The organism is Hymenobacter aquaticus (assembly GCF_004765605.1).
GTDB classification, from domain to species: Bacteria; Bacteroidota; Bacteroidia; order Cytophagales; family Hymenobacteraceae; genus Hymenobacter; species Hymenobacter aquaticus.
In genome coordinates this window covers 2,113,451-2,138,135 of record NZ_SRLC01000001.1, presented here as the reverse complement: position 1 = coordinate 2,138,135, position 24,685 = coordinate 2,113,451, and the positions used below count along the sequence as shown (strand labels likewise).

Below are 24,685 nucleotides of genomic sequence, written 5' to 3'. Positions count from 1 at the left end.
TATACGGAAAACCCAATGCGAAAAAAGAAGACCAGAAGGCGGCAGATACGGGGCCGGACTACTCGCGCACCACGCGGCGCGTGACGGTGCCGCCGGCCGTAGTGGCCCGCAGCAGATAGGTGCCCGGGGCCAGCTTGCTTAAGTCTGCCTTGGCCGAACCCGCAATCAGGGGCAGCACCAGCGTCTGGACCGGCTGGCCACCGGACGTGAAAACGGCCAGCTCGGCGGAGGCCGCACTACCCGAAATGGCCACGACAAAGCTGCCCGTGTTAGGGTTAGGAAACACCTGGAGCGTTACGGGGCTGGCGGCGGCGGCCCTGGTAGCGCGGGCCGGGGCGGCGGTGATGGCCACGGGGGCCGAAGCCGCTACGCAGCTGCCGGGGTTGATGACCAGCACGGTGTAGGAGCCGCCGGCCGTGGCCGTGTAGGTGCTGGTGGTAGCGCCGCTAATGGCCTGCCCGTCGTTGAAAAACTGGTAGCTGGCCCCGGGCTGGCCGCCGCTGGCCACCAGCTGCACCGAGCCGCCGGGTGCGAGGGCCGTGGCGCCGCTGGCCGTGAGCACCGGGCTGGGCAGCGCGTGCAGCTCCAGGGTAGTGCTGGCCGCTACGGCTTCAGCCAGCTGGTTGACAATGGTATAGGTGCCGGGCTGGCTCTGGGCCAGATCAATGCTGCCGGTGGCGGGGTCGAGGCGCAGGCCGCCGGGGCTGGCCGAGAAGGTGCCGCCCGTGGCCCCGGTGGCGATGGTCGGGACGAGCGTGCCCACGGTGCCGGTGCAGCGGCTGCCTTCGTAGTAGGCAAAGCTGGCGCGGGCGGCCTGGCTGCGGGCCACTACGGGTCCGCCGGCCCGCAGCGTACCGTTTTCCGAGTCGGGACTTTGGGCGCGGCTAGCGCGGGCCACTACCAATAGGCTGAGCAACAGTAAAAAACGCCCCCACAACGACCACGACCACGACACCGAAGGAATTGAGGGAACTGAAGGAACGGCGCGGGCAGGTGCGTGAGCAGGAATGGACAAGGCAGGCATAGCGCAGGTGTTAGGGTAGGCAGCGTGGAAACGCACTGAAAGGTTGATTCCACAACGGTACTGCGCCAACATGATGTGAATATGATAAGCGTCACTTGCCCGACACCCGAAATCTGGAGTGGCTCCTTCTGTTGTGCGGCGGTGCGGAGCCCAGGGCCGGCTCTTAGACGGTACCCGCCGCCGGAAACGTGAGCAGAAATGACGTGCCCAGCCCCTCAATGGAGTTTACCTCGATGCGGATGCCGTGCAGATCGGCAATGGTGCGCACGATGGACAGCCCCAGGCCGTAGCTGTCGGGGTCGGTGCCGGCGCCTTTATCGAAGCGGTGAAACAGGCGCGGCAGCTGCTCCTTGCTGATGCCCCGGCCCGTGTCGCGGATTTCCAGCACGTAGCTTCCGGCGGCGGCGGCGGGACGGCCCAGCAGAAAAATCTGGCCGCCTTCCCGGTTGTACTTAATGGCATTCGTCACCAGGTTGAACAGCAGCGTGAAGAGCAGCCCCCGGTTGCTGCCAGCCACCACAAAGTCGGGCTCGATTTCCTGGGTCAGCGTCAGGTTCAGCACCGACAGCCGGTCCTGCACTTCCTCGCTCACCTCGGCCGCTAGCTGGGCCAAGGACACCGATTCGGTGCGCGGAAACTGGTCGTTTTCAATCTTGGAAATCATCAGCAGCGACTTGATGATGGTGCGCAGCCGGTGTACCGTGCGCTGCGACTCCACCACGCGCAGCAGGTTCTCGTCCGAGAGGCTTTCGTCCGAGAGCATATTGTCGAAGCGGTATTGCAGGGCAGCCAGGGGCGTGAGCAGCTCGTGGGAGGCGTCGGCAATAAACTTGCGCTCCTTCGAAAACGAGGCCTGAATGGTAGTCATCATTTCGCGCAGGCTCTCGTCGAGGTAGCGGAAATCGTCGGTGCCGGTGGCAATGGGGGCGAAGTTGAAGGCGGCCGGGTGGTGCCCGTTTTTCAGGCGCTGGCGGATTATGGTGTAAAACGGCTCAAGCAGATACCGGAAGAACACCAGGTCGGCGGCCGTGGTCAGGGCGACGGCCACCAGCAGCATGTAGAGGGCGTAGGTGCGGAAGTTGCGCTCCGTCTCGTCGATGCTGCCCGTGCTGCGCCCGATTTCGAGCAGGTAGTACTTCGCGCCCTGGGCAAAGGAGTAGCTCAGCACCCGGTACTCCACAATCTCATCTTCCACGGCCCGCTTCGAGTCCTCAATCACGTCGATGCGGGGGCCGGGCGGAATTTCCTCCAGCGAAATAAATTCCTCCTTGAGCAGGTTGTAGCTGCCGTACGACGACTGGTCGCCCTCGATAAAGGTGGAAATGCCGTTGCGGCGAATCAGGCGCAGTACCTTCTCCTTTTTCTGAGCCAGGCGGCTGTCGGTGGCTACCAGGGCCAGGCGACTCATCACCGGCGGCAGCACGCCCACGAGCAGCAGCAGAATAGCCACCCGCGACAGAGCATTGAACAGGGAGAACTTGGTGCTGAGCTTCAAGCGGGAAGAAGAGTAATACGGTTGTTTTTGCCGGTCATCCTGAGCGTAACACGGTGGAGCGAAGGACCTTCCTCGCCTCAGTGACAAGGTCAGGTCAATGTACTAAGCCTTTTGCTCTATCAGCCGTAAAGGGCTTTTGTACGTTGGCAACAAACGGTAGTGGGGTAGGTGAGGAAGGTCCTTCGCGGGGCTCAGGATGACAGTTTAACCATACAACTCCCGCACTTACAGTCGGGCCCGGTAGCCCAGGCCGCGCACCGTTTCCAGCCACTCCACGTCGGCCAGCTGGCCCAGCTTTTTGCGCAGGTTCTTGATGTGGGCGTCGATGTAATTGGAGTCGAAGCCGGCCTCGGGCAGGTTGCCCCAGATGTGCTCGGTGAGCTGCAGGCGCGTCATCACCCGGTTTTTGTGCAGCACCAGGTAGCTCAGCACGTCAAACTCCTTTACCGACAAGCTTACTTCCTGGCCCTGGTGCAGCACCCGGCGGGCCTGCAGATCCAGCTTGAAGGCCCCGCAGCTGGCCAGGGGCTTGTGCAGGCCAAAGCGGCGGCGCGTAATGGCGTGCATGCGGGCCAGTAGCTCGGGCAGGGAAAAGGGCTTGGCCAGGTAGTCGTCGGCGCCCAGCTCCAGGCCCCCAATCCGGTCTTCCACCGCGCCCCGGGCCGTGAGAATGATGACGGCGGCCGTCAGCTCGTTCTGCTTGGCCTCGGCCAGCACGTCCAGCCCGTCGCCGTCGGGCAGGCCCAGGTCCAGCAGCACGAAGTCGAACGGCGTATCGGCCAGCTGGGCGCGGGCTTCGTGGGCGGTGCGGGCCACGGTGCAGGTGAAGCTGTGCTGGTGCAGGAAGATGCCCAGCTCGCGGGCCAGGGTGCGCTCATCTTCCACGATAAGAACGGTCATAGACGGGGCAGAATGCAAGGCGGAATTACCGGCTATAAATATAAGGCCACGCTGGTCGTGAAGTAGGAGCGGGCGTGCGACACGTCGTCGGGCAGCAGGTTCACCGGAATGGAATAGCGCCAGGCCGCCTGCACCGACACCATGCCCAGCGAGTAGGTCACGGGCACGCGCAACTCGTAATTCAGCACCCGAAACCGCGTCATGGGCGTTTCGACTACCGTCGTGACGGTCGTGGTTTTGCCTTTGCCCTTGCCGTTGTTGCCGCGCTGAACCTGCTGCTCGATGCTGGTTTCGACGAAGTGCTGGGTGCCGGCCATCATGCTCACGCGGGGCTCGATGGAAACGTAGTCGTTGGGCGTAAGAACGTGCGGCAGCTCGAAGTAGCGGGAGTTGTCGAGCACCAGGAAAAAGTCGTTGCTGTCGCCAAACAGGTAGGCCGCGTTCAGGCGCGAATACACGTAGCCCCAGTCCCAGCCCACGTAGCCGTCGAGGGAGTTGTTCACGCTGGACTTCACCAGCGGGCTGTCGTCGGCAAACAGGAAGTGGGAGTAGCTCAGTGAGGCATCCACGGTCTTCGACAGGTCGCCGTCCCAGCCCACGGCCAGGTCGGCTTCATCCACGAAGCTGGGCGTATCGAAGAGGTTGTAGCTTACCACCGAGCCCCACACGCCGTACTTGCTGGTGTAGGTGGCCTCGCCCGAGACGAAGGGGTAGCGCTGGGGCTGGGTGCGGCCGAAAAAGGACGAGTTGGTGCCGTACGTCAGCTCAAATCGGAAGCTGTCGTGGCGGGTGTCCTTCGGCGGGGGCGGTGGGGGCGGCGGTGGTTTCTTCTGCGCGACTTTCGCCTTGGTCGGGGCTTTGCCCGGCGCGGGGGCCAGCGGCTTTTTCACGGTTGTGGTGGGGCGGGGCTTGGGTTTGCTGCTGCCCACATCCTGGCCTACGGCCACCGGGGCACCGCCCAGCCAGCCGGCCAGCAGCGCGCCGAATGCCCAGCGAAGCCCAGATGAAACCGCCATATCCGTTCAGTCAAGAAGTTAGTGCCCGCGTCCGTGGCCCCGGGCAGCGCCGCCGCCCATGCTGCGGCTACTGCCGCCGCTCCGGGCTCCGCGGCCACCTTCGGCCCCCCGACTACTACGCGCACTACGGGCCGTGCGTTCGGTCCGTTCGCCGCGGGCCGAGCCCACGGCAGCCCGGGCCGAGCGGGCTCCGGCTTCCACCCGCTGCGGCTTGCTTTGGCGCTGGGTGTGGGGCACCGACTTCACGGGTAAGGTTGTACTCCGGCCGCGGGCTCCGGGCTTGTCGCCTTGCCCGGCCGGGCCGGGTGCCAGCGCCAGCCGCTCCGCGCTGCCCTCCGCCACCGCACCCGGCGCGCTATGGCCGGGCGTCGGCAAGCCCACCACGGTCAGCAGGAACAGAAAGAAGCCGGAAAAGGAAAGTCTCATGCAGGAATAAGCCAAAACAAATGGGGCGCAGCAGCAACCTACTGCATTTTACGCATTGAAACACCCAAAACCTGCCAAACAGTGCCCGGGGCGCAGCTAAACAGCCCCAGCGCGCAGCCGACCGGGCGGCCACGCGGTGCTACTGCTTCGGGTGGTGGCCGGGGCGGGAGGCCGCAGTACCCACGCGCCGCCCGGCGCTTCGCTCCCGCCGGGCGGGCCGCAGGGTGCGGGCCGGGCGTCTGTCGCCACTGGCTACGGCGCTAACGGCCGGGCCCCGGCGCGCGCCGTCGGCCACCGGGCTATGCGCCACGGTGCGTACCAGCTGGCCGTGCGCTGCCCGGGCCGTCAGCTGGTGCTGGCGGGGCGGCCGGTGGGTAGGCCCTCTATCATCTGTGCGGCGGTTGTCGGCGGCAATTGGTTTATCGAGCACCTGGGCCTGGGCCGTGGGCGACTCGGTCTGGGCCAGGACTGCCACGGAGCACAGCCCGGCAGCGGCAAAGGAAAGGAGCTTTTTCATGACCAGGAAGGCTAAACCACGTGAACGGTGGTCAAACCTAGCTTGGCAACATGATGTGAATATGATAACCTCAACGGGGCTGCCGGCCGCACCCGGTACTGAATCCTGGGGTTGGTGGGAATAAGCCTCGGGTATCGGGGCGGTAAAGTGAGCAGGCCAAGGATGGAAACGCAAAAGCGGACCCGTCACCACCAGGGCCGTAGCTAAACCGGGTAATCGGGCTTTTCGGCCGGAAGGCCGCAGACGGTAGCAGCGGGGCAGCCTCACCGAGTAGCCAACGGGAAGCTAGCCCGGCATGAACACGACGTCAAAAAAACACTAAGCTGGCCTGTGGGGCTCCAGCCGTTAGTTGGCCGCCGTTGCCGCCGCATCCCAGCCGCCGCCCAGGGCCCGGTACAGATCAATGAGCCGCTGGAACTGCTCCCGCCGGGTCGTGGTCAGCTTTAGCTCGGCCTCCAGGGCGCTGCGCTGGGCCGTGATGACCTCAATATAGGTGGCGTAGTTGGCCGTGTACAGGTCGTTGGAAATGGCCACGGCCCGGTTCAGGGCGGCTACTTCCTGGGTTTGGAGCCCGTACAGCTGCCGGTAGTTTTCCACGCCCCGCAGGCTGGTCACTACTTCCTCAAACCCGACCTGCATGGCCCGCTGGTAGCCGTAAAAAGCCGCCTGCTGCTGGGCCGCCGCCCGGCCGTACTCGGCCTTGAGCGGGCTGCGGTTGAGCAAGGGCGCCGCCACGCCGGCCAGGGCCCCGAACACTAAAGAGCCGGGCGTGGAAAACAGCAGGGCCGCCCGGTAGGCATTCAGCCCGACGTAGGGCGTGAGCGTGAGCGAAGGCAGAAACGCGGCCCGGGCGGCGGCCACGTCGGCCCGGGCGGCCAGCAGCTTCAGCTCGGCCTGCTGCACGTCGGGGCGGCGCAGCAGCATGGTGGCGGGCAGGCCGGCGGCTACGGCGGCCGGCAGCTGCTGCTCCCGGATGGGCCGGCCCCGGGCAATGCGGCGGGGGTAGCGGCCCAGCAGGCGGTTGAGCTGGTTTTCGGCGGCCACGATGCGCTGCCGGGCTTCCACTTCCAGGCCCCGGGTGCGCAGCAGCTGGGCCGTAAACTGCTGCACGGCCAGCTCCGTAGCGCGCCCGCCGAGCTTCTGCACCCGCACGATTTCCAGGGCCCGGGCCTGCAGCGTGTCGTTTTTGCCCAGCACGGCCAGCTCACTGTCGAGGGCCAGCAGCTCGTAATACAGCTGGGCAACTTGCGCTACCAGGGCGGTTTGGACCAGGCGGCGGCCCTGCTCGGAAGCCAGCACCCGGGAGTAGGCGGCCTTGCGGCGGCTACGGAGCTTGCCCCACACGTCGATTTCCCAGGCGCTGCGCAGCCCCAGGAAGTAGTCGGGGGTGGGCGTGGGCAGCTGGCGGCCGTTGTTGGTGTCGGTGAAGCCCGTGCCGCTATAGTCGGCAAACCGGTCGACGCTGGCGGCGGCTACGGCGCTGGCGGTGGGCAGCAGGGCCCCGCGGGCGGCCACGTAGCCCGACCGGGCAATTTCCACCCGCTGCAAAGCAATCTGCAAGTCGGGGTTGGCTTGCACGGCGGTGTCGAGGAGGCCCACCAGGTTCGGGTCGGCAAAGAAGCGGCGCCAGGACAGCGTGGCGATGCTGGCCGTGTCGGGGTGGGTGGTGCCGGGCGTAAAGGTGGCCGGCACCCGGGCGGCGGTGGGCACGGGCAGCGGCTTGGTAACCTGGCAGCTGCTCACGGCCAGGGCGGCGGCAGTCAGCACCGGGAGCCAGCGGGCGGCAAAACGTTGCGGGATTTGGAGAAGATTCATACGGCAGGGTCAGACAACGGCGGGTTCAGCGTGGGCCGGCGCGGGTTCAGCGTGGGCCGGCGCGGGCTCGGTGGCGGCGGGCTTCTTGTCCCGCGAAAACAGCACGTACAGGGCCGGAATGAGCACGGCCCCGAACAAAGTGCCGATGAGCATACCCCCGGCGGCGGCCGTGCCGATGCTGCGGTTGCCCATAGCCCCCGCGCCCGAGGCAACGCAGAGCGGAATCAGGCCGGCCACGAAGGCAAAGGAGGTCATCAGGATAGGCCGCAGGCGGGAGCGGGCCCCGGCCACGGCCGCCTCGAGGGCCGAAAAGCCCTGCTGGCGGCGCTGCACCGCAAATTCGATGATGAGAATGGCGTTTTTGCCGAGCAGGCCCACCAGCATGACCAGGGCCACCTGGGCGTAGATGTTGTTTTCCAGGCCCAGCAGCTTCAAAGACAGGAAAGCCCCGAAAATGCCGGTTGGCAAGCTCAGCAGCACCGGCAGGGGCAGCACGAAGCTTTCGTACTGGGCCGCCAGCAGCAGATACACGAAAATGAGCACGACGCCGAACACGTACAGGGCCTGGTTGCCGGAAATAATCTGCTCCCGGGTCATGCCGCTCCACTCGAAGGTGTAGCCCTGCGGCAGCTCCTGCTCGGCCACGGCCTGCACGGCCCGGATAGCGTCGCCGGACGAGTAGCCGGGGGCCGCGTCGCCGTTGACCATAGCCGAGGTGTACATGTTGTAGCGCGTGAACTGCTCGGGGCCGTACACCCGCTCCAGGCGCACGAAGGTGGAGTAGGGCACCATTTCGCCCCGGTCGTTTTTCACGTAGAGGCTCAGCAAGTCCTCGGGCTTGGTGCGGTAGCCGGGCAGGGCCTGCACCATCACCTTGTACATCTGCCCGAAGCGGATAAAGCTGGCCGCGTAGTTCGAGCCCATCAGGGTTTGGAGGGTGCTCATGGCCTTTTCCACGGTCACGCCCTTCTTGGCGGCCAGGTCTGCGTCGAGGTGAATCAGGTACTGCGGAAAGCTGGGGTCGAAGCCGGAAAAGGTGTTTTCAATGGCCGGGGTGTTGTTCAGGGCCTTGACAAACCGCTTGGTAACTTCGTCGGTCTGGTGCAGGTCGCCGCGGCCGGTGCGGTCCAGCACGCGCAGGTCGAAGCCGCCGGCGTTGCCGAAGCCGGGCACGGTGGGCGGGGTGAAAAACTGCACCTGGGCCCCGGTAATGTGCCGGGTTTTGGCCCGCAGCTGCTCCATCAGCTCGGTTACCGACTCCTGGCGCGCGTCCCAGCTTTTGAGGTTAATCATGCCCATGCCGTAGCTGGCCCCCGATACGTCGTTCATCAGACTATAGCCGGCCAGGGTCGAAATGGACTCGACGGGCCGGAGCGTGCGGGCCACCTGCTGCACCTGGTCGAGCACGCGCTGGGTGCGCTCCATCGTGGCCCCGGGCGGCGAGGTTACGTTCACGTAAATCATGCCCTGGTCTTCGCTGGGAATAAAGCCAGTGGGCAGAATGGCGTTGGCGCCCCAGGTGGCCACGAAGAAAAACAGCAGCAGCCCGGCCGTCAGAATGCGGCGCGAGGCCACCCAGCGCACCAGGCCCTGGTACCGGTCGGCAAAGGCTTCGTAGCGGCGGTTGAAGCCGGAGAAAAACCGCCCCAGCAAGCCCCGGCGCGGCTCATCGGCCGGCACTTCCTTGAGCAGCAGGGCGCACAGCGCCGGCGTGAGCGTCAGGGCGTTGAGGCCCGAAATGACAATGGCAATGGCCAGCGTCAGGGAGAATTGCCGGTAAAACACGCCCACCGGCCCCGCCATAAACGACACGGGAATAAACACGGCCGACATGACCAGGGTAATGGCCACGATGGCGCCGCTGATTTCGTGCATGGCCGCAAACGTGGCCTCGCGCGGGCCCAGGTGCTTGTCGTGCATGTTGGCGTGCACGGCCTCCACCACCACAATGGCGTTGTCGACCACAATACCAATGGCCAGCACCAGGGCAAACAGGGTGAGCAGGTTGATGGAAAAGCCCAGCAGCTGCATGAAAAACAGGGTGCCAATCAACGCCACCGGCACGGCCAGGGCCGGAATGAGCGTGGAGCGCCAGTCCTGCAAAAACAGGTAGACCACCACGAACACCAGCAAAAAGGCCTCGAACAGGGTGCGCAGCACTTCGTGAATACTCGCGTCGAGGAAGCGCGACACGTCGTAGCTGATGGTGTAGCGCATGCCGGGCGGGAAGCTGGTTTTCTGCAGCTCAGCCATGCGGGCCTTCACCCCGGCAATAACGTCGGAGGCGTTGGAGCCGGGCAGCTGCTTGAGCATGATGGCCGCCGAGGGCTTGCCGTTCGACTTGGACAGCATCCGGTAAGTCTGCACCCCAAATTCCACGTCGGCCACGTCCTGCAGGCGCAACACGGAGCCGTCGGGGTTGGCCCGCACCACGATGTTGCGGTACTGCTCGGGCTTGAAGAGCTTGCCAGTGTAGCGCAGCACGTACTGCAGCACCTGGGCCGAGCGGCCCGAGCTTTCCCCGGTGCGCCCCGGCGCGGCTTCCACGCTCTGGCTCTGGATGGCCTGCACGATTTCGTCGGCCCCGAGGCGGTAGGCCAGCATCCGGTCGGGCTTGAGCCACACCCGCATGGCGTACTCGCGGTTGCCCATGATTTCGGCCAGCCCCACGCCCTTGATGCGCTTGAGCTCCTGCAAGACGTTGATATCGGCGAAGTTGTAGATGAATTCCTCGCCCACGCTCTGGTCGTCGCTGACCACGTTGAGGTAGAGCAGCATGCTGTTCACCTCTTTCTCCGTGGCCACGCCGGCCTTGATAACCTCCTCGGGCAACTCGTCGATGACGGTCGTCACGCGGTTCTGCACGGCCACGGCGGCCAGGTCGGGGTCGGTGCCGACTTCGAAGAACACCTCGACCAGGGTGGTGCCGTTGTTGGTCGTTACGGTGTTCATGTAGGTCATGCCCGGCACGCCGTTGATGGCCCGCTCCAGGGGCGTGGCCACGGCCTTGGCGCAGACTTCGGCGTTGGCCCCGTTGTACTTGGCCCGCACCGTCACGGAGGGCGGCACGATGTCGGGAAACTGGGTGACGGGCAGCGTGTAGAGCGCGCCCAAACCCAGCAAGGTCAGAAACAGCGAAATAACCAGCGACAACACCGGCCGGCGGATGAAAATATCGAACATCAGAAAAGGGTAGGGGTAGCACATGCCGCGCCGGGCGCGGTTTCGGGGCCGGGGGCAGCTAGTCGGCCGAGGCCAGCAGGCTTTGCAGGGTCACGGGCCGGGCCGTAATGCGGGCCCCGTCGCGCAAATCCTGGATTCCCTCACACACGACCTGGTCGCCGGCCTGCAAGCCTTTTTCCACCACGTAGAAAGCGGCCAGGCGGGCCTGGGGAACGAAGTTCTTGCGCCGCACCACGCCCTGCCGGTTCACGACGTAGACGTAGTTTTTGTCCTGCACCTCGAACACGGCCTTCTGGGGCACGAGCAAAGCGTCGGGCACGGGGTTGCCCAGGCGCACCTTGCCGGTGGCGCCGTGCTTGAGCAGCTGCCGGGGATTGGCAAAGCGGGCCCGGAAGGCAATGGAGCCGGTGGAAGCCTGAAACTGACCTTCCACGGTTTCAATCTTGCCCGGCGCGGCATACAGCGAGCCGTCGGCCAGCACCAGGCGCACGTTGTTTTCCGGGCTGCCCGGCGCGGGCCGGGACTTGGCGTATTCCAAATACTCCGCCTCCGACACGTTGAAGTAGGCAAACAGCTCCCGCGTGTCCGAAACCGTCGTGAGCAGCGTCCCGTCGCTGACCAGGCTGCCGACTTTGAGCTGCTCACGGTTGATGGTGCCGGCGAAGGGCGCCCGAATCAGGGTGTAGGAGAGCTGCAAAGCGGCATTGGCGGCGGCCGAGCGGGCTTCCTCGATGCGGGCCTGGGCGGCGTGGAGCTTGGCCTGGGCCACGTCCAGCTCCGTGTCGGTAATGATTTTCTTCTGGGTCAGCAGCCGGACGCGGTCCAGCTCCAGGCCGGCAATGCGGGCCTGGGCGGTGGCGCTGCTCAGCGTGGCGCGGGCCCGGGCCAGGCGGGTTTTGTACTCGGCGTCGTTGATGCGGAACAGGAGCTGGCCTTTCGTCACGGTCTGGCCCTCATCCACGTAGATCTGCTCCAGGAAGCCCGCCACCCGGGCCCGGATTTCGACGTTGCGCACGGCCTGAATATCGGCCACGTAGTCGTGGAGTAGCGTCGTGTCGCGGGCTTGCAGGCGGGCCACGGGCAAGGTGAGCTGCTCGGTGGGCGGGGCGGTGTCGGCTTGGCTGTTGGTGCCGCAGCTATTCAGGCCCAGGCCCAGCAGCGGAACCAGCAGCCAGGCGGTGGTTGCTCTGAACGGGGAAGAAAACAGGTGTGGAGGCATGGGACGTCGGAAGGCGCGAAATTCTCGCTGGTGATGCCCCAAAGCTCCCGGTGCCAGATTAGCACCAGATTACGACTGCATTAAAATACATTAAGAATCCTGGTTCTGGCGTAGTGCAGCCGGTTGCATAGCTATTTTATACCAGAGCCGCCGGGCGCACAAAGGCCGTGCGGCAGGCGTCTTCGGCCCGGCGGCAGGCGTCGGTGCAGAGGCGGCAGGCTTCGTCGCTGAACTGCGTGCACTCGTCGGCGCACACCCGGCACAGCTCGGCGCATTCCCGCAGCATGTGGGCCGTGTGCTCAGACCCGCGCCCGACGAAAGCGGCCGACAGCCGGCACAGGTCGGCGCAGTCCCGGCTCAGGCGCACGCTGCGGCTCAGGGCCGGGGCTTCGGGGTGATTAAGGCCGTGCGTGGCCTGGGCTTCGCAGGCGACGAAGCAGGCGTATAAAGCATCTAAAACGTGTTGTTGACGGGGCAGCATGCAAAGGCAGTAAGTGGGACAGACGGATGCCGGGTCGTCGGGCAACTGGTACAGGTGCCGCGGAACGACCAGAGCTGGCGGGCCGCCGGGGAAGGAAAGGGCCGAAAACTCCGCTCCGCGCATTAGGGCCAGATTACAGCCGTATTAAAAAACATTAAAAACTGGGCTCAGCGGCGCGTCACCCCGCCGAGCGAGTCGGGGGCGGAGTGCTGGCGCTGACACTCGGCCAGTTGGGCCCGGGCCCGCACCAGCTCCATTTCGGTGACGGAGGTGGGCAGGCCGGCCTCGAACTCGTAGTCGAGGGGCCGGTCGGTCTGCTGCTTCAGAAAGTAAACGTTCAGCGCGGTGGACAGCACCAGGGCGCCCAGCAACAGAGCCAGCAGCAGACGGTTGCGGTTTGTCCGGTCCATGGCGGTTGGCGTGATAGAGTGGCAAAGCAAGCGGGGCGGTATTAAAACCGTATGAACGCCGCATTAGAAAAGGTTAAGCCGCCGTGGGCAGCACGAGCGTGGCCGTCGTGCCCGCGCCTTCGGCCGAAGTCAGCTCGATACGGCCCCCGTGCAGCTCCACGATTTTCTTGGTCAAAGCCAGCCCGATGCCGTAGCCGGGGCGGCTTTTGCCGTTGGCGGCCCGGTACAGGGGCTCAAACACCCGGGATAAGTCCGGGGCGGCAATACCGATGCCCGCGTCGCGCACGGTCACGCGCAGCTGCCGGGGCGAGTCGTAGCCCAGCACCACCCAGACCGCGCCGCTGGAGTATTTGCAGGCGTTGTCGAGCAGGTTGAGCAGGCTGGTGGTGAGCAAATGCTCGTTGCCGGGCACCACGAACACGTCTTCGACTTCCGCGGGCAAGTCGCCGTATTCCAGGTGCAGGGTTTGGGCGGGGTAGGTGGCGGCGCTGATTTGCAGGGCCCGGGCCAGGCACTCATCCAGACGCACCGGCTCCCGGCGGAAAGAGGCGTCGTCGGCCTTGGCCAGGGCCAGCAGGCCATTGGTCAGCTCAATTACCTTCTTGAGCTCCTCCACGGCCGTGGCCTGGCTTTGCTTGGCTTCGGCCAGGTTCTGGTCGTAGGCCAGGGAGGTTTCCAGGGTGCCGCGCAGGGTGGCCAGGGGCGTGCGCAGCTCGTGGGAGGCGTGGGAGAGGAAGCTTTTCTGCATCTCGAAGGCCTGCTCCACCCGGCTCAGCATGCCGTTGAAGGTAATGGCCAGCTGGGCAATTTCGTCGGTGCCGTTGCCTTCGTGCACCCGGGTGTTCAGGCGGCTGGCCGTAATCTTTTCCACCTGCCGCACCACCCGGGCCATGGGGCGCAGGGCCTGGTCGGCGAAGTACCAGCCGGCCAGCACAATCAGCACCAGCCCGCCCACGTTGCCGACCAGCAGAATCAGGCGCAGCTTGGCCAGCTGCTGGTAGCCGAATGCGTCGCGCCCGGCGGCAAAAACGTGGTAGGGCTGCCCGTCGAAAAGGTAATACACGCCCACGGCCTCCAGGTTGCCGTCCCGAAACCTGACCGGGGCCCCGGGCCGGATACGTTCCAGCTGGGCCGAGTTGTGCTTCTGGCTGAGCGAGTCGGCGCTGGTGTAGAGCAGGTGCCCGCCGGGCCCGTAGATGCTCACCCGCTCGTCGACGATGGTCATCAGGTCGCGGCGGCGGAAGTTGCGCTCGGCATCGGCCGGGTGGGGCGACTGGCGCAGCAGCAGGCGGGTGGTCATCAGGGCCTTGCCGCGCAGCCGGTCGTCGAAGCGCTGCTGCCGGGAAGTGGCGTAGAAGTAGTAGATGAAGCCCGACAGGCAGAGCTGAATCAGCAGCACCAGCAGGGTAAAGCGCAGAATGAGCTTGTTGCGAATCAGCATCGGGCTAGCCTTCGCGCAGCACGTAGCCCATCCCCACCACGGTGTGTATCAGCTTGACGTCGTAGCCCTTGTCGAGCTTTTTGCGCAGGTGGCTTACGTACACGTCGATGACGTTGGTGTTGGTATCGAAGTTGAGCTCCCAGACCCGCTCGGCAATATCGACCCGGGAAATGACCTTGCCGCGGTTGAGTAGCAGGTATTCCAGCAGCGAGTATTCCTTAGTGGTCAGGTCGATGCGCTGCCCGTTGCGGGTCACGGCCTTGGAGTCGAGGTCAAACTCCAGGTCGGCAATGCGCAGCAGGCGCTGCCCGGCCGCCGCGTCGGCGTAGCGGCGGGTCAGCACCCGGGTGCGCATGAGCAGCTCCTGAAAGGCAAAGGGCTTGACCAGGTAGTCGTCGGTGCCCGCCTCGAAGCCACTGACCTTGTCGTCGAGGCTGTCGAGGGCCGTGAGCATGAGTACCGGCTGGTGGGGCACCTGCTGCTTGATGAGCCGGCAGAGCTCAAAGCCGTTGATGTAGGGCAGGTTCACGTCGAGAATGACCAGGTCGTAGGGCTGCTTCTGGGCCAGGGAAAGGCCCATGCGGCCGTCGTAGGCCACCTCGATTTCGTAGCCTTCGTTCTCGAAGCCCTTCTTGACGAAGGAGGCTAGCTTGGGTTCATCTTCAACGAGCAGCAGTTTCATAAAGTCAGTACAGGCGGAAAGCTTAGGATACGCAGCCGCAGCCGGTCGGGTCGCGAAAAAGCGGCCGGTTAGCCGGCAAACAGGGGCGAGAGGCTGTGGTGCAAGTCCTCGATAATCGTATCCACGTCCACCGATTCGGGGCGGCGGAGCTGCTGGCGAACCTGGTGCAGGTGCTGCTGGCAGGTGTCTACCTCGTCCATCAGGGCGGGGCGCATCCGGGCAATGTCCTGTAGCGAGGCCGGCAGGGTTTCCAGCAATTGCTCCAGCGCTACCGGAGTTGGCGGGCTCTGGAGCAGGGCGCGGTGGGCAATGCGCAGGCGTTCATAGGCGGTGACGGACATAAGCGGAGGCGGTTAGTAGCGGGCCTGGGTGGGCTAAGCTCGCTAACGGTGGAAAACAAGCCGCCCGGCTCCTCACAACCAGGGCGGTGAGCGGGGGCTTTGAACTTCTATGTTGGAGTCAGCGCACAAGAAGCGGGCCGCAGTGGCAGCCGGGGGTAAGCCAGCAGCAGGTTTAGGTAAGGAGCAACCGGCGCATTAGCACGAGGTGAACTCCACATTAAAAAACATTAAAACTCGCCCGAAGCTGAGCGTTGGCCCGGACTTTCCGGCTGGCCCCGCCGTATACCCGAAGCCCGGGTAGCAACCCCGCCGGCTCACGCGGGGCTCATGCAGCCCGGCGTAGCTTTGGCCCTCCTGGCCTTATTAGCCGTCCGGCTCAAGCCCGAGCCGTGGCTTCCGCAAGGCGGGCCAAGCCGCCCACTGCCTTCTGTATTTCCCTGCAATGTCCGACTCACCTACCCGCTACGCCCGGCTGCTGACCTGGTTCGACCGGCACGTCATCCGCCGCTTATACACCGACCGGGTGCGCCGGCTGATTCTACAAAGCTTTCCTTTCTGGTTTGCTTCCGTTGTCGTCGGGGTGGTGGCCGTGGGCTACGAAAGGCTGTTTGTGTGGGCCGAGCAAACCAGCTTTGCCTGGCTGCGACACCAGCCCCTGCTGGCCTTTATTCTTACGCCGCTGGCGTTTCTGGTGTCGTGGGGGCTGGTGCAGCGCTGGGCGCCGGCCGCCCGGGGCAGCGGGATTCCGCAGGTAATGGCCGGCATCGAGCTGTCCAACCCCAGCCAGCACCACCGCACCGGCTACCTGCTGAGCCTGAAGGTGGCCATCATCAAGGTACTCAGCAGCGTGGCCCTGCTGCTCGGCGGCGGGGTTATCGGGCGGGAAGGGCCCACGATTCAGATTTCAGCGGCCATTTTCCGGGCCATCAACCGCCTGCAGCCGGCCGGCTGGCCCCAGCTTTCCCGGCAGATTGCCCTCGTCACGGGCGGGGCCGCCGGACTGGCCGCCGCCTTCAACACCCCGCTGGGTGGCATCGTGTTCGTGGTGGAAGAGCTGACCCAGATGCACATGGCCCGCTTCCGCATGGCCGTATTTTCGGCCGTCATCGTGGCCGGGCTCACGGCCCAGTCGCTGCTGGGGCCGTACCTGTACCTGGGTTTCCCGAAGGTCACGGCTCACGCGGGCTGGTTTCTGGCCACAGTGGCGCTGGTGGCGGTCATCTGCGGCCTGGCGGGGGCCGTGTTTGCCAAAACCCTGCTTTGGCTCAATGTCTACCGCAAGCGGCTCACCACCTGGGGGCAGCAGGCGGGCTGGGTGGTCGGCTGCGGGCTGCTGCTGGCGGCGCTGGCGTATTGCGTGGGCCAGGAAGGCGTGGGCACCGGCAAGCCCATTATCAACCGCCTGCTGTTCGCAAACGATGGGCAGACGCCCTGGTACCTGTTTCCCACGCGCTTTATCGGCATGGCCCTGAGCTACTGCGGCGGCGGCGCGGGCGGCATTTTCGCCACTTCGCTCAGCGCGGGGGCCGTGCTCGGCGACGCCCTGTGCCGGCTCGGCCGCGTGCCCGCCGCCGACCACAACCTGCTGATTCTGGTCAGCATGGTCAGCTTTCTGACCGGCGTGGTCCGCTCGCCCTTCACGGCGGCCATCCTGGTGCTGGAAATGACGGACCGGCACTCGGCCATCTTCCAGCTGCTGCTCAGCGGCATGATGGCCCAGGCCGTGGCCTCGCTGGTCGACCCGCATTCTTTCTACGAGCACCTGAAAATGGGTTTTCTGCGCGAAGCGCTGGAACAGGAAAGGCCGGCGCCCCAAAGAGACAACCGCCCGTAACTCTTACTTGTCCGGCGCCGGGCTGAGCAGCACTTCCACGGTGCGCTTGCCGCCGGCCCGCAAGGTCAGCCACTGGCGCAGGCGCTGCTGCTCCGGGGCCGGCAGCGTCCCGGCGGTCCGCAGCGACACGACCACCGCCGTATCGGCCCGGAGCGAATCGGCGGCCGGGCGCACCAGGCGGCTCAGGCCCAGCTGGCGCACGGCGGGGTGCTCCACCTGGATTTCCTTCAGCAGCGCCGGGCCCGTGGGCAAACCCGTCACGGCCGGGTTATCGGCCTGGGTGAGTACCTGCTGGAGCTGGGCCAGGCGGGTGTCGTAGCCGGCCAGGGTTTGCTCGTTGCGGCTGCGCACGTCTTCGAGCAGGCTGTTGCGCATGGTCTGGGCGTCGGCCGAATCGAGCTGGGCCAGGCCCTGGCGCACGGTCAGCCGGGCATCGGGCAGGCGGTAGCGGGCCAACTGGCTGCGGGCGGCCAGCAGCTGGGCCCGGGTCAGGGTTTCCCCGCTGAGCAGCACGTTGATGGTGCGCGCGTCGGCCTCAATGCGGCGGGTGACGACAAACGTGCCGGGCAGGTTGAGCTGCTCATCCACGAACTGCTGGGCGTTGTGGGCAAATACGGTGCGCTGCACGATGCGCGCCCCCAGGTACACGCTGGGGATGCTCGTGAGCAAAGCCAGGGCCCAGATGGTGAGCTGCACCCGCCGGGCCCGCTGGGGGCTGACAAACGTGTGGCGGGGCAGGGGCAGGAGGCGGGCCACCAGAAACGTGGCCAGGCTGATAAACACGCTGTTGATGAAAAACAGGTACAGTGCCCCCAAAAAGTAGCCCCAGTGCGCCGTGGCCAGCCCGTAGCCGGCCGTGCACAGCGGCGGCATCAGGGCCGTGGCAATGGCTACGCCGGGAATCGTGTTGCCCCGGGAGCGGCGGGTGAGGCCCACAGCGCCGGCGGCCCCGCCAAACAAGGCAATGAGCACGTCCCAGGCCGTGGGCTGGGTGCGGGCCAGCAGCTCGGAGCCCGCGTCGGTGAGGGGCGTGAGCCGGAAATACAGCGTAGAAATCAGCAGGCTGATGCCGGCCGCAATCAGCAGGTTTTTCAGGCCCCGCCGCACCAAGTCGACCTCCACCGTGGCCGCCCCGAACCCGATGCCCACGATGGGCCCCATCAGCGGGGAAATCAGCATGGCCCCGATGATAACGGCCGTGGAGTTGACGTTGAGCCCCACCGAAGCCACCAGAATGGCGAACATCAGCACCCACAGATTGGTACCCCGAAAGCTGACGCCCTCTTCCACGTTGGCCACGATGTCGGCCGGGTCGGCCATGTCGTGCACCAGGTCGAAACGCCCACGCAGCCAGCGGAAAAGCGGATTATTCATACGCGCAAAATAGGGGTGGGCGGTAAGGATACGGGTTGACGACTACCCCGGCTTTTCGTAGCAGCTACCCCAAGCCGGAACGAAGCATACGTTTTTCGGGGCGTTCAAGCCCGACAAAGTACCGCCTTGCCGGTCAACTCTTCCCCGCTTAGCCGTATCTAGGAGGACGGAAGACACCTTGCGTATCGTTTTACCAAAGCCTGATTCACCCCGGCTTCTCTTTACCCGTACACCCCATTTGATGGAATTATACAACACCCTGGCGCTGCTGATCGTCGTAGCCGCCGTGTTTGGCTACGTCAACCACCGCTTTCTGAAGCTGCCCGGCACCATTGGGCTAATGGTGCTGGCCCTGGTATCGTCGCTGCTGGCCATCGGGCTGGGCAAGCTCGGGGTGTCGTGGGTGCTCACCGTCAGCCAGCTGGTGCGCGGCATCGACTTCCACACGGTGCTGATGCAGGTGATGCTGAGCTTTCTGCTGTTTGCCGGCTCCCTGCACGTCGACGTGCGGGCCCTGGGCCGGGAAGGAATAGCCGTGGCGGCGATGGCCACGGCCGGCACCCTGCTGTCCACGGCCCTGGTCGGTACGGCGTTCTACTACCTGCTGCCTCTGTTCGGGCTGCCCACCGACTTTATCTACTGCCTGCTGTTTGGGGCCCTGATTTCGCCCACCGACCCCATTGCCGTGCTCGGTATTCTCAAGGAGGCGCGCATCGACAAGCGGCTGGAAATCCGCATCGTGGGCGAGTCGCTCTTCAATGACGGTATTGCGGTGGTGGTGTTCGTAAGCTTGTTCCAGATTGCCCAGTTTGGGGCCGAACAGGCCACGCCCGCCGTTATTGGCCAGCTGTTTTTGCACGAAGCCGTGGGCGGCATCGTGCTGGGCGCGGTTTTGGGCTACGCCGGGTTCTGGGCCCTGCGCAGCATCGACCACTACCAGGTGGAGGTGATGATAACCCTGGCCCTGGTGATGGGCGGCACGGCTCTGGCGGCGGCCCTGCACACCTCCGGCCCCCTGGCTATGGTGGTAGCGGGCCTGATTGTGGGCGACAAAGGCCGGGCGCTGGGCATGTCGGACGTGACGCGGGAATACCTGGACAAGTTCTGGGAGCTGCTCGACGAGATACTCAACGCGGTGCTGTTCGTGCTCATCGGCCTGGAAATGCTGGTGCTCGACATCAGCCGCACTACGCTGCTGGTGGGCGTGGTGGGCATCGTGGTGGTGCTGGTGGCCCGCTGGGCGTCGGTGGGCTTGCCGCTGGCGCTGCTGCAACGCTACTACCCCTTCGACCGCCAAACCCTGCGGGTACTGACCTGGGGCGGCCTGCGGGGCGGCATCTCGGTGGCCCTGGCCTTGTCGCTGCCCGAGTCCATGCCCCGCGACCTGCTGGTGGGCGTTACCTACGTCGTCGTGATTTTCAGCATCATCGTGCAGGGGCTCAGCATCGGGCCCCTGGTAAAAAAGCTCGGCCTGAGCACCGGCGAGGCGCCGGCCGACGCCGGGCACTAAGCGGATCTGATCCGGGAAGCCGCCCGGCGCACCCTGCCCACGGACGATGAGCGGGAACAGGTACGCCAAGGGTTGGAAGAGCTGCTTCCGGAGTTAGGGAGTTGAGTGCCTGACAGCAGGGAGCCGCGGGAGCGTGACGAAAAATAATCAGCCCCGGTAATCAGGGGCCGTAGCCTACTCGGTGGCCGTCAGCCACGCTGAGGCTTCTTCCAGGTCGTCAAATACTGCTACCCGCACGTGGCGGGCCAGGCCTTGCAGCACGGTTTCGGTGTGCAGGCGCCGGCCGGGGTCGGGCGTGGGCAGCGCCGCGTAGCGCGTCAGGGTTGTCACGGCCAGCGTTTCGGGCAGCCACTGGTCGAGCAGCCACTCCCGGTCCGCCTCGTCGGGAGCCGCGGGCATGGCGTGGTGGTCGGCTAAAATGGCCTGGAGCTTGTGCCGCTGCAAGAGGTTGCGGACGTGCATGTACAGGGCCCGGAACTCGACGCTGGTCAGCGGCGTGCCCGACCAGTGCAGGTACACGTAGCCGCGGGGCACGAAATCAACCGCGCCCACGGCATTGGAAAAATAGAAACGAGTAGGAAGCACAAGAATTAGCTAAGACTATGCAAAGGGAACCCGCCACTGACGACGGGCCTCGTCGAAACGTTCCGGGCCCGCATCGGTTGCGGCCAGGGAAAAGAAATTGCAATGTCGGGCGCGGCCGTAGCGGCTATTCGTGCGCGGGTGGTTGGTGCTGGCCAGCCTCCGCGCTGGTGCTGCCGGTAGTTTTAGTTTGCTCTTGAAACAGAATTTGCTGGGGCGTAACGCGCAAACCACTCTCACTGGCTGTCGGAGTGGGCAGCGTAAGGTGCAACGGCGCAATGCAGTTCTTTGCAACCACGGAATGTAAAAACACCCTGGAGTTGACCGTGGCGTTTGCAGTAGAATGGTCGGTGCAAGACTTTGGTAGCTAAGCCACGGTGCCGCCGCAGCTGGAGCCGGCCCCGGCCGTGCAGCCGTAGCAGTGCTGGTTGACCACCACGCCGCGCCGGGCCAGCACGGCCGCGTCGAAGTCGCGGATGTGGCGCACGGGGCCGGCCACGGGCAGCTCCAGCATCTGGTTGAAGTCGCAGTCGTAGAGGCTGCCGTCCCAGCCCACCGAAATCGTGTTGCGGCACATCACGCCGGCCGCCGCCACGGGGTTGAAGGCGCCCACCAGCTTTTCCATGTAGCCCGCGTAGTTACCCGACTCAATCAGATAGTCGAGGTAGCGGCTCACGGGGATGTTGGTAATGGCGTACAACTCGTTGAAAACGATGCCGTGGTCTTTGAGCAACACCCGCTTGAATTGATCCTGTAAACCTTTCTGCGGGCCCGGCAGGAAGGCCCCCGCGGGGTTATACACCAGGTTGAGCACCAGGCCCGAGCCTTCTTGCCCGTAGCCCACGGCGTTGAGCATTTTCAGCGCCCGGATGGAGTCTTCGAACACCCCGTCGCCGCGCTGACTATCGGTTTTGGCCGCGCTGTAGAACGGCAGGGAGCTGACGACTTCCACGCCGTGCCGCCGGAAAAACTCGGGCAGGTCGTGGTACTTCTTGTTGGCCACGATGATGGTCAGGTTGCAGCGCACCAGCACCTTGCGGCCCAGCTTGCTGATTTCCTCCACGAACCAGCGGAAGTCAGGGTTCATTTCCGGGGCGCCGCCGGTTAAATCCACCGTGGGAATGTCGGTCTGGGCCAGCGCGTCGAGGCAGAGCTGCATCGTCTCGCGGGTCATGATTTCCTTGCGGTCGGGCCCCGCGTCCACGTGGCAGTGCTTGCACACCTGGTTGCACATCTTGCCCACGTTGATTTGCAGGACCGAGGGCGCCACGGGCACGAGCGGAAACAGCCCGGCCCCGCGCAGCTTCTCGTGAAAGCGCGGCAGGTGCTGGGCTTCGGTTTCGTCCCGGCTCAGGACCGTGAGCTGAAAGGCGGGGTCCGCGAGTTGGTTGCCGGTGGCTTTGAGGGATTTTATCATATACGGGTAGCTACAACGTCGGAAAGCGCCAGGCCGCGTCCGGCTACATGGACAGTTCCTTGGCTTTGTTCATCATCTGCACGCCGTGCACCAGCACCGCCCCGCCCTTGATGGCGGCGGCCACGTGCACGGCCTCCATCATCTGGGCCTCGTCGGCGCCTTTCTGCAGCGAGTCAGTGGTGTAGGCATCAATGCAGTACGGACATTGTACGGCGTGGGCCACGGCCAGGGCAATCAGGGCTTTTTCGCGCTCCGTGAGGGCACCCTCCTTGAACACCTCCCCGTAGTAGTCGAAGAACTTGCGGCCGGCTTCGGCCTGCCATTCGGTGATGTTGCCAAACTTGGCCAGATCGGCCGGGTTGTAGTAAGTGCTCATGGGCGCTGTATAAGAAAGTACGAAGAAGGGGAATAAAATACGAAGAAGGGGCCCGGCCCGGTTTGCGGGCTCACTCGTAGAAGTGGCGCATCCGCCGCAAGGTGCGCAGCACTATCCAATCCCCGAGGCGGGGCAGCCAGGTGTGCACCAGCACAATCAGCCGGCCCAGGGCCGAGATGACCGTGCGCCGCCGCCGCCGCCGGATGTGGCGCAGGATGATAGCCGCTACTTCCGCCTGCGACTTTTGCCAGCGCGGTGGACGGTGGGCAATGGGCACCGGCTGCCCATCGGCGGCCAAGACGCGCTTGTCCGGGTCGTTTTGCGTGAAGCCGATGTGCACCACCCCGAAATGAATGCCGGTATCGGCCAGCTCCAGCCGTAGCGTGTGGGCCAGGTTGGCTACGGCGGCTTTGCCGGCGCAGTAAGCCGAGCCGCTGGGCATGCCGTTGAGGGCCGAAATAGACGAAATGAACGTAACGCTGCCCCGCGAGCGGACCAGATGCGGCAAGGCCGCTTTGAGCGGAAAGACCGTGCCGTACACGTTGCTGTCGAGCACCTGCCGGAACACCCCGGGCTGCATGTCGGCGAAGTAGGCCCGCTGGGAGATGCTGGCGTTGGCAATGAGGATGTCGAGCCGGCCGAAGGCTTCCAGGGCCGTGCCGACCAGCGCCTCGCACGCCGCGTAATCCGTCACGTCGGCCACGCAACTGGTCACGGCGTAGCCGGCGGCCTCAAACTCCTGCCGGGTCTGGGCCAGGCGCTCGGCGTTGCGGCCGTTGAGCACCACGGCCGCCCCCTGCTGGCAGAGCTGGCGGGCGGTTTCGCGCCCGATGCCCGATTCCGAGCCGGTAACCAGGGCTACCTGCCCCGCGAAGAAAGCGGTGCCCGCTGGTAAAGCCGGTACGGAAGGGCGCACCGGGTGGGGGAGCGGCGCCGCGCCGGACGAGGCCAGTTGGGTATCAGACATACCGATGAACTTTAAACCAGTGAAACGCGTCGGCGACGGCGCGCTCCACACTCGTTTGCGGTAGGGCCAGCTCCACGCGGGCCTTCTGCGGCGTGAAGTAGTGCCCATCGTTTGCCACGGCGGTCATGGCGGTATTCAGCTGGGCCGGTCGGCCCGTTAGCCGGGCCTGCATGTCACAGATGGTTCCGTAGGCTTGGCATAGCCAGGCCGGCAGCGCGTAGGCCGGCGGGCGCACCCCCATCAGCCGGGACATCAGGCTAAAGGCTTCCCGGTAGCTCAGGTTCTCATTGCCCAGGATGTAAGACTCGCCCACCCGCCCCATCGTCAGGGCATTGACGGTGGCCACCGCCACGTCGCGCACGTGCACGTAGTTCTTGCCCCCGGGTGGGTAACCGGGCAGCTTGCCCCGGTATAGCTCCAGCAGCAGGGCATTGGAAGTGGGCTTGGCGTCGCCGGGACCAAGCATAAAGGTGGGGTGGACCAGCACCGCGGGCAGCTGCTCTTGCGCCGCCGCCTGCCGCACCCGTTGCGTGGCGGCCTGCTTGCTGTCCATGTAGTCGAGGCCGTAGCGCTGGCCGGCGTACGGCCGGGTTTCGTCGCCGGGGTGCAAGCGGCTGCCGAAGCCGAAAACGTTGGCCGTGCCTACGTACACGAAGCGGCCGACCCCCGCCTGCCGGGCCAGCGCCAGCACCGCCTCCGTGCCGCCCAGGTTAGCGGCCCACACGGCCGGGTTGCGGGCGGGGTTGACCTGGGCCAGTGCGGCGGCGTGAATAACGGCAGTGCACCCGTCAGCCAGGCCCGCCAGCGTGGCGGGATGGGTCAGGTCGCCGGTTCGCCATTCCACCGGCCGGGCATCGGGTGGCACGGGGCTACCCGGCCGCACCAGTGCCCGCACGCGGTAGCCCCGCCGCAGCAGCTCCTGCACGAGGTGGCGGCCCAGAAAGCCGCCGGCACCGGTGACGAGTACGGTATCGGGCATCAGCGGTAGTTGAGCAGGGTTTTGTAGGTGCGGGCAATGCGGGCCGGCGACACCTTCAGAAAGAACATCGAAAAGGCCGTCAGGTTGGCCAGCTGGACCCGCAGCCAGCTGTTGGTTTCGTATTTGCGGGCCGACACCACCACGTCCTGGGGCACGATCAGGAAGCGCGCCACCCGCCGAATGCGCTGGATAATGTCGAAGTCTTCCATGATGCAGTAGTGCTCATCGAACCCCTGCAACTGCTCGAACAGCCTGCGGGTGATAAATAACGTTTGGTCGCCGCCCCGGCTCATGATGCCCTCGAAGCGGGTGCCGTAGCTATTGAGGCGCAGCAGCGGATGCCGCGAATCAAACCGGAAGCGGTAGCAGCCAGCCGCGTAGCCCTGGCCGACCGCCGCTCGGATGGTAGCCACGTAGTCGGGGTGAATGCCCACGTCGGCGTGCACGAAGTACAGGATGTCGCCGGTGGCGTGCCGTGCCCCGTAGTTCATCTGGGCCGCGCGGCCCGGCTGGGGGCTGCGTAGTACCTTGGCGCCGGCCTGCCGCGCCAGCGCCACAGTCGCGTCGGTGCTACCGGCATCCACGACCAGGATTTCCACGGTCTGCGCGGGGGCATTGCGGTTCAGCTGCTGCACCAGAGTGGCAATGTGGGCGGCTTCGTTGTAAGTCGGAATAATGACGCTAATGGGCATAGGG

23 protein-coding genes are annotated in these 24,685 nt (G+C 65.3%); 2 read left to right on the top strand and 21 right to left on the bottom strand.

What is annotated here, in order from left to right; all coding sequences use genetic code 11:
• Window positions 1-58: 58 nt before the first annotated feature.
• From E5K00_RS08755 to E5K00_RS08690, 14 genes are all read right to left on the bottom strand, one after another.
• A complete protein-coding gene (locus tag E5K00_RS08755) occupies window positions 59-916 on the bottom strand; it encodes a T9SS type A sorting domain-containing protein (RefSeq protein WP_167856809.1) in 858 nt (285 codons plus the stop codon).
• A 271-nt stretch (window positions 917-1,187) separates the two neighbouring features.
• Window positions 1,188-2,519, bottom strand: coding sequence for a sensor histidine kinase (locus E5K00_RS08750; RefSeq protein WP_135462842.1), 1,332 nt, complete (start codon window positions 2,517-2,519; stop codon window positions 1,188-1,190).
• Window positions 2,520-2,744: 225 nt separating this feature from the next.
• On the bottom strand, window positions 2,745-3,419 hold the full coding sequence (locus E5K00_RS08745) for a response regulator transcription factor (protein ID WP_135462841.1): 675 nt from the start codon (window positions 3,417-3,419) through the stop codon (window positions 2,745-2,747).
• 32 nt (window positions 3,420-3,451) lie between these two features.
• Entirely contained in the window at window positions 3,452-4,435 is a 984-nt protein-coding gene (locus tag E5K00_RS08740; RefSeq protein ID WP_135462840.1) for a hypothetical protein, read from the bottom strand.
• A gap of 18 nt (window positions 4,436-4,453) precedes the next feature.
• Complete coding sequence (locus E5K00_RS08735) at window positions 4,454-4,861, bottom strand: hypothetical protein (protein ID WP_135462839.1); 408 nt, start codon at window positions 4,859-4,861, stop codon at window positions 4,454-4,456.
• A gap of 139 nt (window positions 4,862-5,000) precedes the next feature.
• On the bottom strand, window positions 5,001-5,378 hold the full coding sequence (locus tag E5K00_RS08730) for a hypothetical protein (protein ID WP_135462838.1): 378 nt from the start codon (window positions 5,376-5,378) through the stop codon (window positions 5,001-5,003).
• Between the two features lie 345 nt (window positions 5,379-5,723).
• Window positions 5,724-7,193, bottom strand: coding sequence for a TolC family protein (locus E5K00_RS08725; protein WP_135462837.1), 1,470 nt, complete (start codon window positions 7,191-7,193; stop codon window positions 5,724-5,726).
• A gap of 9 nt (window positions 7,194-7,202) precedes the next feature.
• Window positions 7,203-10,376, bottom strand: coding sequence for an efflux RND transporter permease subunit (locus E5K00_RS08720; RefSeq protein WP_135462836.1), 3,174 nt, complete (start codon window positions 10,374-10,376; stop codon window positions 7,203-7,205).
• 58 nt (window positions 10,377-10,434) lie between these two features.
• Window positions 10,435-11,595, bottom strand: coding sequence for an efflux RND transporter periplasmic adaptor subunit (locus tag E5K00_RS08715; RefSeq protein ID WP_135462835.1), 1,161 nt, complete (start codon window positions 11,593-11,595; stop codon window positions 10,435-10,437).
• Window positions 11,596-11,731: 136 nt separating this feature from the next.
• Complete coding sequence (locus E5K00_RS08710) at window positions 11,732-12,076, bottom strand: four-helix bundle copper-binding protein (protein WP_167856808.1); 345 nt, start codon at window positions 12,074-12,076, stop codon at window positions 11,732-11,734.
• Between the two features lie 167 nt (window positions 12,077-12,243).
• Complete coding sequence (locus E5K00_RS08705; protein WP_135462833.1) at window positions 12,244-12,486, bottom strand: hypothetical protein; 243 nt, start codon at window positions 12,484-12,486, stop codon at window positions 12,244-12,246.
• Between the two features lie 73 nt (window positions 12,487-12,559).
• Window positions 12,560-13,927 (bottom strand): HAMP domain-containing sensor histidine kinase, encoded by a 1,368-nt coding sequence (locus E5K00_RS08700; RefSeq protein WP_135462832.1) that lies wholly within the window; start codon window positions 13,925-13,927, stop codon window positions 12,560-12,562.
• A gap of 4 nt (window positions 13,928-13,931) precedes the next feature.
• Window positions 13,932-14,609, bottom strand: a complete 678-nt coding sequence (locus E5K00_RS08695; protein ID WP_135462831.1) for a response regulator — start codon at window positions 14,607-14,609, stop codon at window positions 13,932-13,934.
• 68 nt (window positions 14,610-14,677) lie between these two features.
• On the bottom strand, window positions 14,678-14,950 hold the full coding sequence (locus tag E5K00_RS08690) for a hypothetical protein (protein WP_135462830.1): 273 nt from the start codon (window positions 14,948-14,950) through the stop codon (window positions 14,678-14,680).
• Window positions 14,951-15,392: 442 nt separating this feature from the next.
• On the opposite strand from E5K00_RS08690, the gene E5K00_RS08685 reads away from it, so the two are divergent.
• The gene (locus E5K00_RS08685) at window positions 15,393-16,784 is read left to right on the top strand and encodes a chloride channel protein (protein WP_135462829.1); all 1,392 of its coding nucleotides are present in this window, start codon (window positions 15,393-15,395) and stop codon (window positions 16,782-16,784) included.
• Between the two features lie 3 nt (window positions 16,785-16,787).
• Here E5K00_RS08685 and E5K00_RS08680 read toward each other — a convergent pair whose 3' ends face one another.
• Window positions 16,788-18,158 (bottom strand): DUF389 domain-containing protein, encoded by a 1,371-nt coding sequence (locus E5K00_RS08680; RefSeq protein WP_135462828.1) that lies wholly within the window; start codon window positions 18,156-18,158, stop codon window positions 16,788-16,790.
• 241 nt (window positions 18,159-18,399) lie between these two features.
• Here E5K00_RS08680 and E5K00_RS08675 point away from each other — a divergent pair, with 241 nt between their 5' ends.
• Complete coding sequence (locus tag E5K00_RS08675; protein ID WP_135462827.1) at window positions 18,400-19,668, top strand: cation:proton antiporter; 1,269 nt, start codon at window positions 18,400-18,402, stop codon at window positions 19,666-19,668.
• Window positions 19,669-19,842: 174 nt separating this feature from the next.
• Here the strand turns inward: E5K00_RS08675 and E5K00_RS08670 are convergent, their stop codons facing one another.
• From E5K00_RS08670 to E5K00_RS08645, 6 genes are all read right to left on the bottom strand, one after another.
• Window positions 19,843-20,253 carry a hypothetical protein gene (locus tag E5K00_RS08670; protein ID WP_135462826.1) on the bottom strand — a complete coding sequence of 137 codons (411 nt, stop codon included), beginning with the start codon at window positions 20,251-20,253 and terminating at the stop codon, window positions 19,843-19,845.
• A gap of 364 nt (window positions 20,254-20,617) precedes the next feature.
• Window positions 20,618-21,664 carry an arsenosugar biosynthesis radical SAM (seleno)protein ArsS gene (gene arsS / locus E5K00_RS08665; RefSeq protein ID WP_135463713.1) on the bottom strand — a complete coding sequence of 349 codons (1,047 nt, stop codon included), beginning with the start codon at window positions 21,662-21,664 and terminating at the stop codon, window positions 20,618-20,620.
• Window positions 21,665-21,710: 46 nt separating this feature from the next.
• Entirely contained in the window at window positions 21,711-22,043 is a 333-nt protein-coding gene (locus E5K00_RS08660; RefSeq protein WP_135462825.1) for an arsenosugar biosynthesis-associated peroxidase-like protein, read from the bottom strand.
• Window positions 22,044-22,113: 70 nt separating this feature from the next.
• Entirely contained in the window at window positions 22,114-23,010 is an 897-nt protein-coding gene (locus E5K00_RS08655) for an SDR family oxidoreductase (RefSeq protein WP_135462824.1), read from the bottom strand.
• Window positions 23,003-23,989, bottom strand: a complete 987-nt coding sequence (locus tag E5K00_RS08650; RefSeq protein WP_135462823.1) for an NAD-dependent epimerase/dehydratase family protein — start codon at window positions 23,987-23,989, stop codon at window positions 23,003-23,005. Before E5K00_RS08650 ends, E5K00_RS08655 begins: the two co-directional genes overlap by 8 nt.
• Entirely contained in the window at window positions 23,989-24,681 is a 693-nt protein-coding gene (locus E5K00_RS08645; RefSeq protein WP_135462822.1) for a TIGR04283 family arsenosugar biosynthesis glycosyltransferase, read from the bottom strand. The genes E5K00_RS08650 and E5K00_RS08645 overlap by 1 nt, the downstream gene beginning before the upstream one ends.
• Window positions 24,682-24,685 lie beyond the last annotated feature (4 nt).

Bases quoted from the DNA above. Each gene is read 5' to 3' on its own strand.
- E5K00_RS08745 (WP_135462841.1), bottom strand. From the start codon at position 3,419: ATGACCGTTCTTATCGTGGAAGATGAGCGCACCCTGGCCCGCGAGCTG.
- E5K00_RS08740 (WP_135462840.1), bottom strand. From the start codon at position 4,435: ATGGCGGTTTCATCTGGGCTTCGCTGGGCATTCGGCGCGCTGCTGGCC.
- E5K00_RS08735 (WP_135462839.1), bottom strand. From the start codon at position 4,861: ATGAGACTTTCCTTTTCCGGCTTCTTTCTGTTCCTGCTGACCGTGGTG.
- E5K00_RS08730 (WP_135462838.1), bottom strand. From the start codon at position 5,378: ATGAAAAAGCTCCTTTCCTTTGCCGCTGCCGGGCTGTGCTCCGTGGCA.
- E5K00_RS08725 (WP_135462837.1), bottom strand. From the start codon at position 7,193: ATGAATCTTCTCCAAATCCCGCAACGTTTTGCCGCCCGCTGGCTCCCG.
- E5K00_RS08720 (WP_135462836.1), bottom strand. From the start codon at position 10,376: ATGTTCGATATTTTCATCCGCCGGCCGGTGTTGTCGCTGGTTATTTCG.
- E5K00_RS08715 (WP_135462835.1), bottom strand. From the start codon at position 11,595: ATGCCTCCACACCTGTTTTCTTCCCCGTTCAGAGCAACCACCGCCTGG.
- E5K00_RS08710 (WP_167856808.1), bottom strand. From the start codon at position 12,076: ATGCTGCCCCGTCAACAACACGTTTTAGATGCTTTATACGCCTGCTTC.
- E5K00_RS08705 (WP_135462833.1), bottom strand. From the start codon at position 12,486: ATGGACCGGACAAACCGCAACCGTCTGCTGCTGGCTCTGTTGCTGGGC.
- E5K00_RS08700 (WP_135462832.1), bottom strand. From the start codon at position 13,927: ATGCTGATTCGCAACAAGCTCATTCTGCGCTTTACCCTGCTGGTGCTG.
- E5K00_RS08695 (WP_135462831.1), bottom strand. From the start codon at position 14,609: ATGAAACTGCTGCTCGTTGAAGATGAACCCAAGCTAGCCTCCTTCGTC.
- E5K00_RS08690 (WP_135462830.1), bottom strand. From the start codon at position 14,950: ATGTCCGTCACCGCCTATGAACGCCTGCGCATTGCCCACCGCGCCCTG.
- E5K00_RS08685 (WP_135462829.1), top strand. From the start codon at position 15,393: ATGTCCGACTCACCTACCCGCTACGCCCGGCTGCTGACCTGGTTCGAC.
- E5K00_RS08680 (WP_135462828.1), bottom strand. From the start codon at position 18,158: ATGAATAATCCGCTTTTCCGCTGGCTGCGTGGGCGTTTCGACCTGGTG.
- E5K00_RS08675 (WP_135462827.1), top strand. From the start codon at position 18,400: ATGGAATTATACAACACCCTGGCGCTGCTGATCGTCGTAGCCGCCGTG.
- E5K00_RS08660 (WP_135462825.1), bottom strand. From the start codon at position 22,043: ATGAGCACTTACTACAACCCGGCCGATCTGGCCAAGTTTGGCAACATC.
- E5K00_RS08655 (WP_135462824.1), bottom strand. From the start codon at position 23,010: ATGTCTGATACCCAACTGGCCTCGTCCGGCGCGGCGCCGCTCCCCCAC.
- E5K00_RS08650 (WP_135462823.1), bottom strand. From the start codon at position 23,989: ATGCCCGATACCGTACTCGTCACCGGTGCCGGCGGCTTTCTGGGCCGC.
- E5K00_RS08645 (WP_135462822.1), bottom strand. From the start codon at position 24,681: ATGCCCATTAGCGTCATTATTCCGACTTACAACGAAGCCGCCCACATT.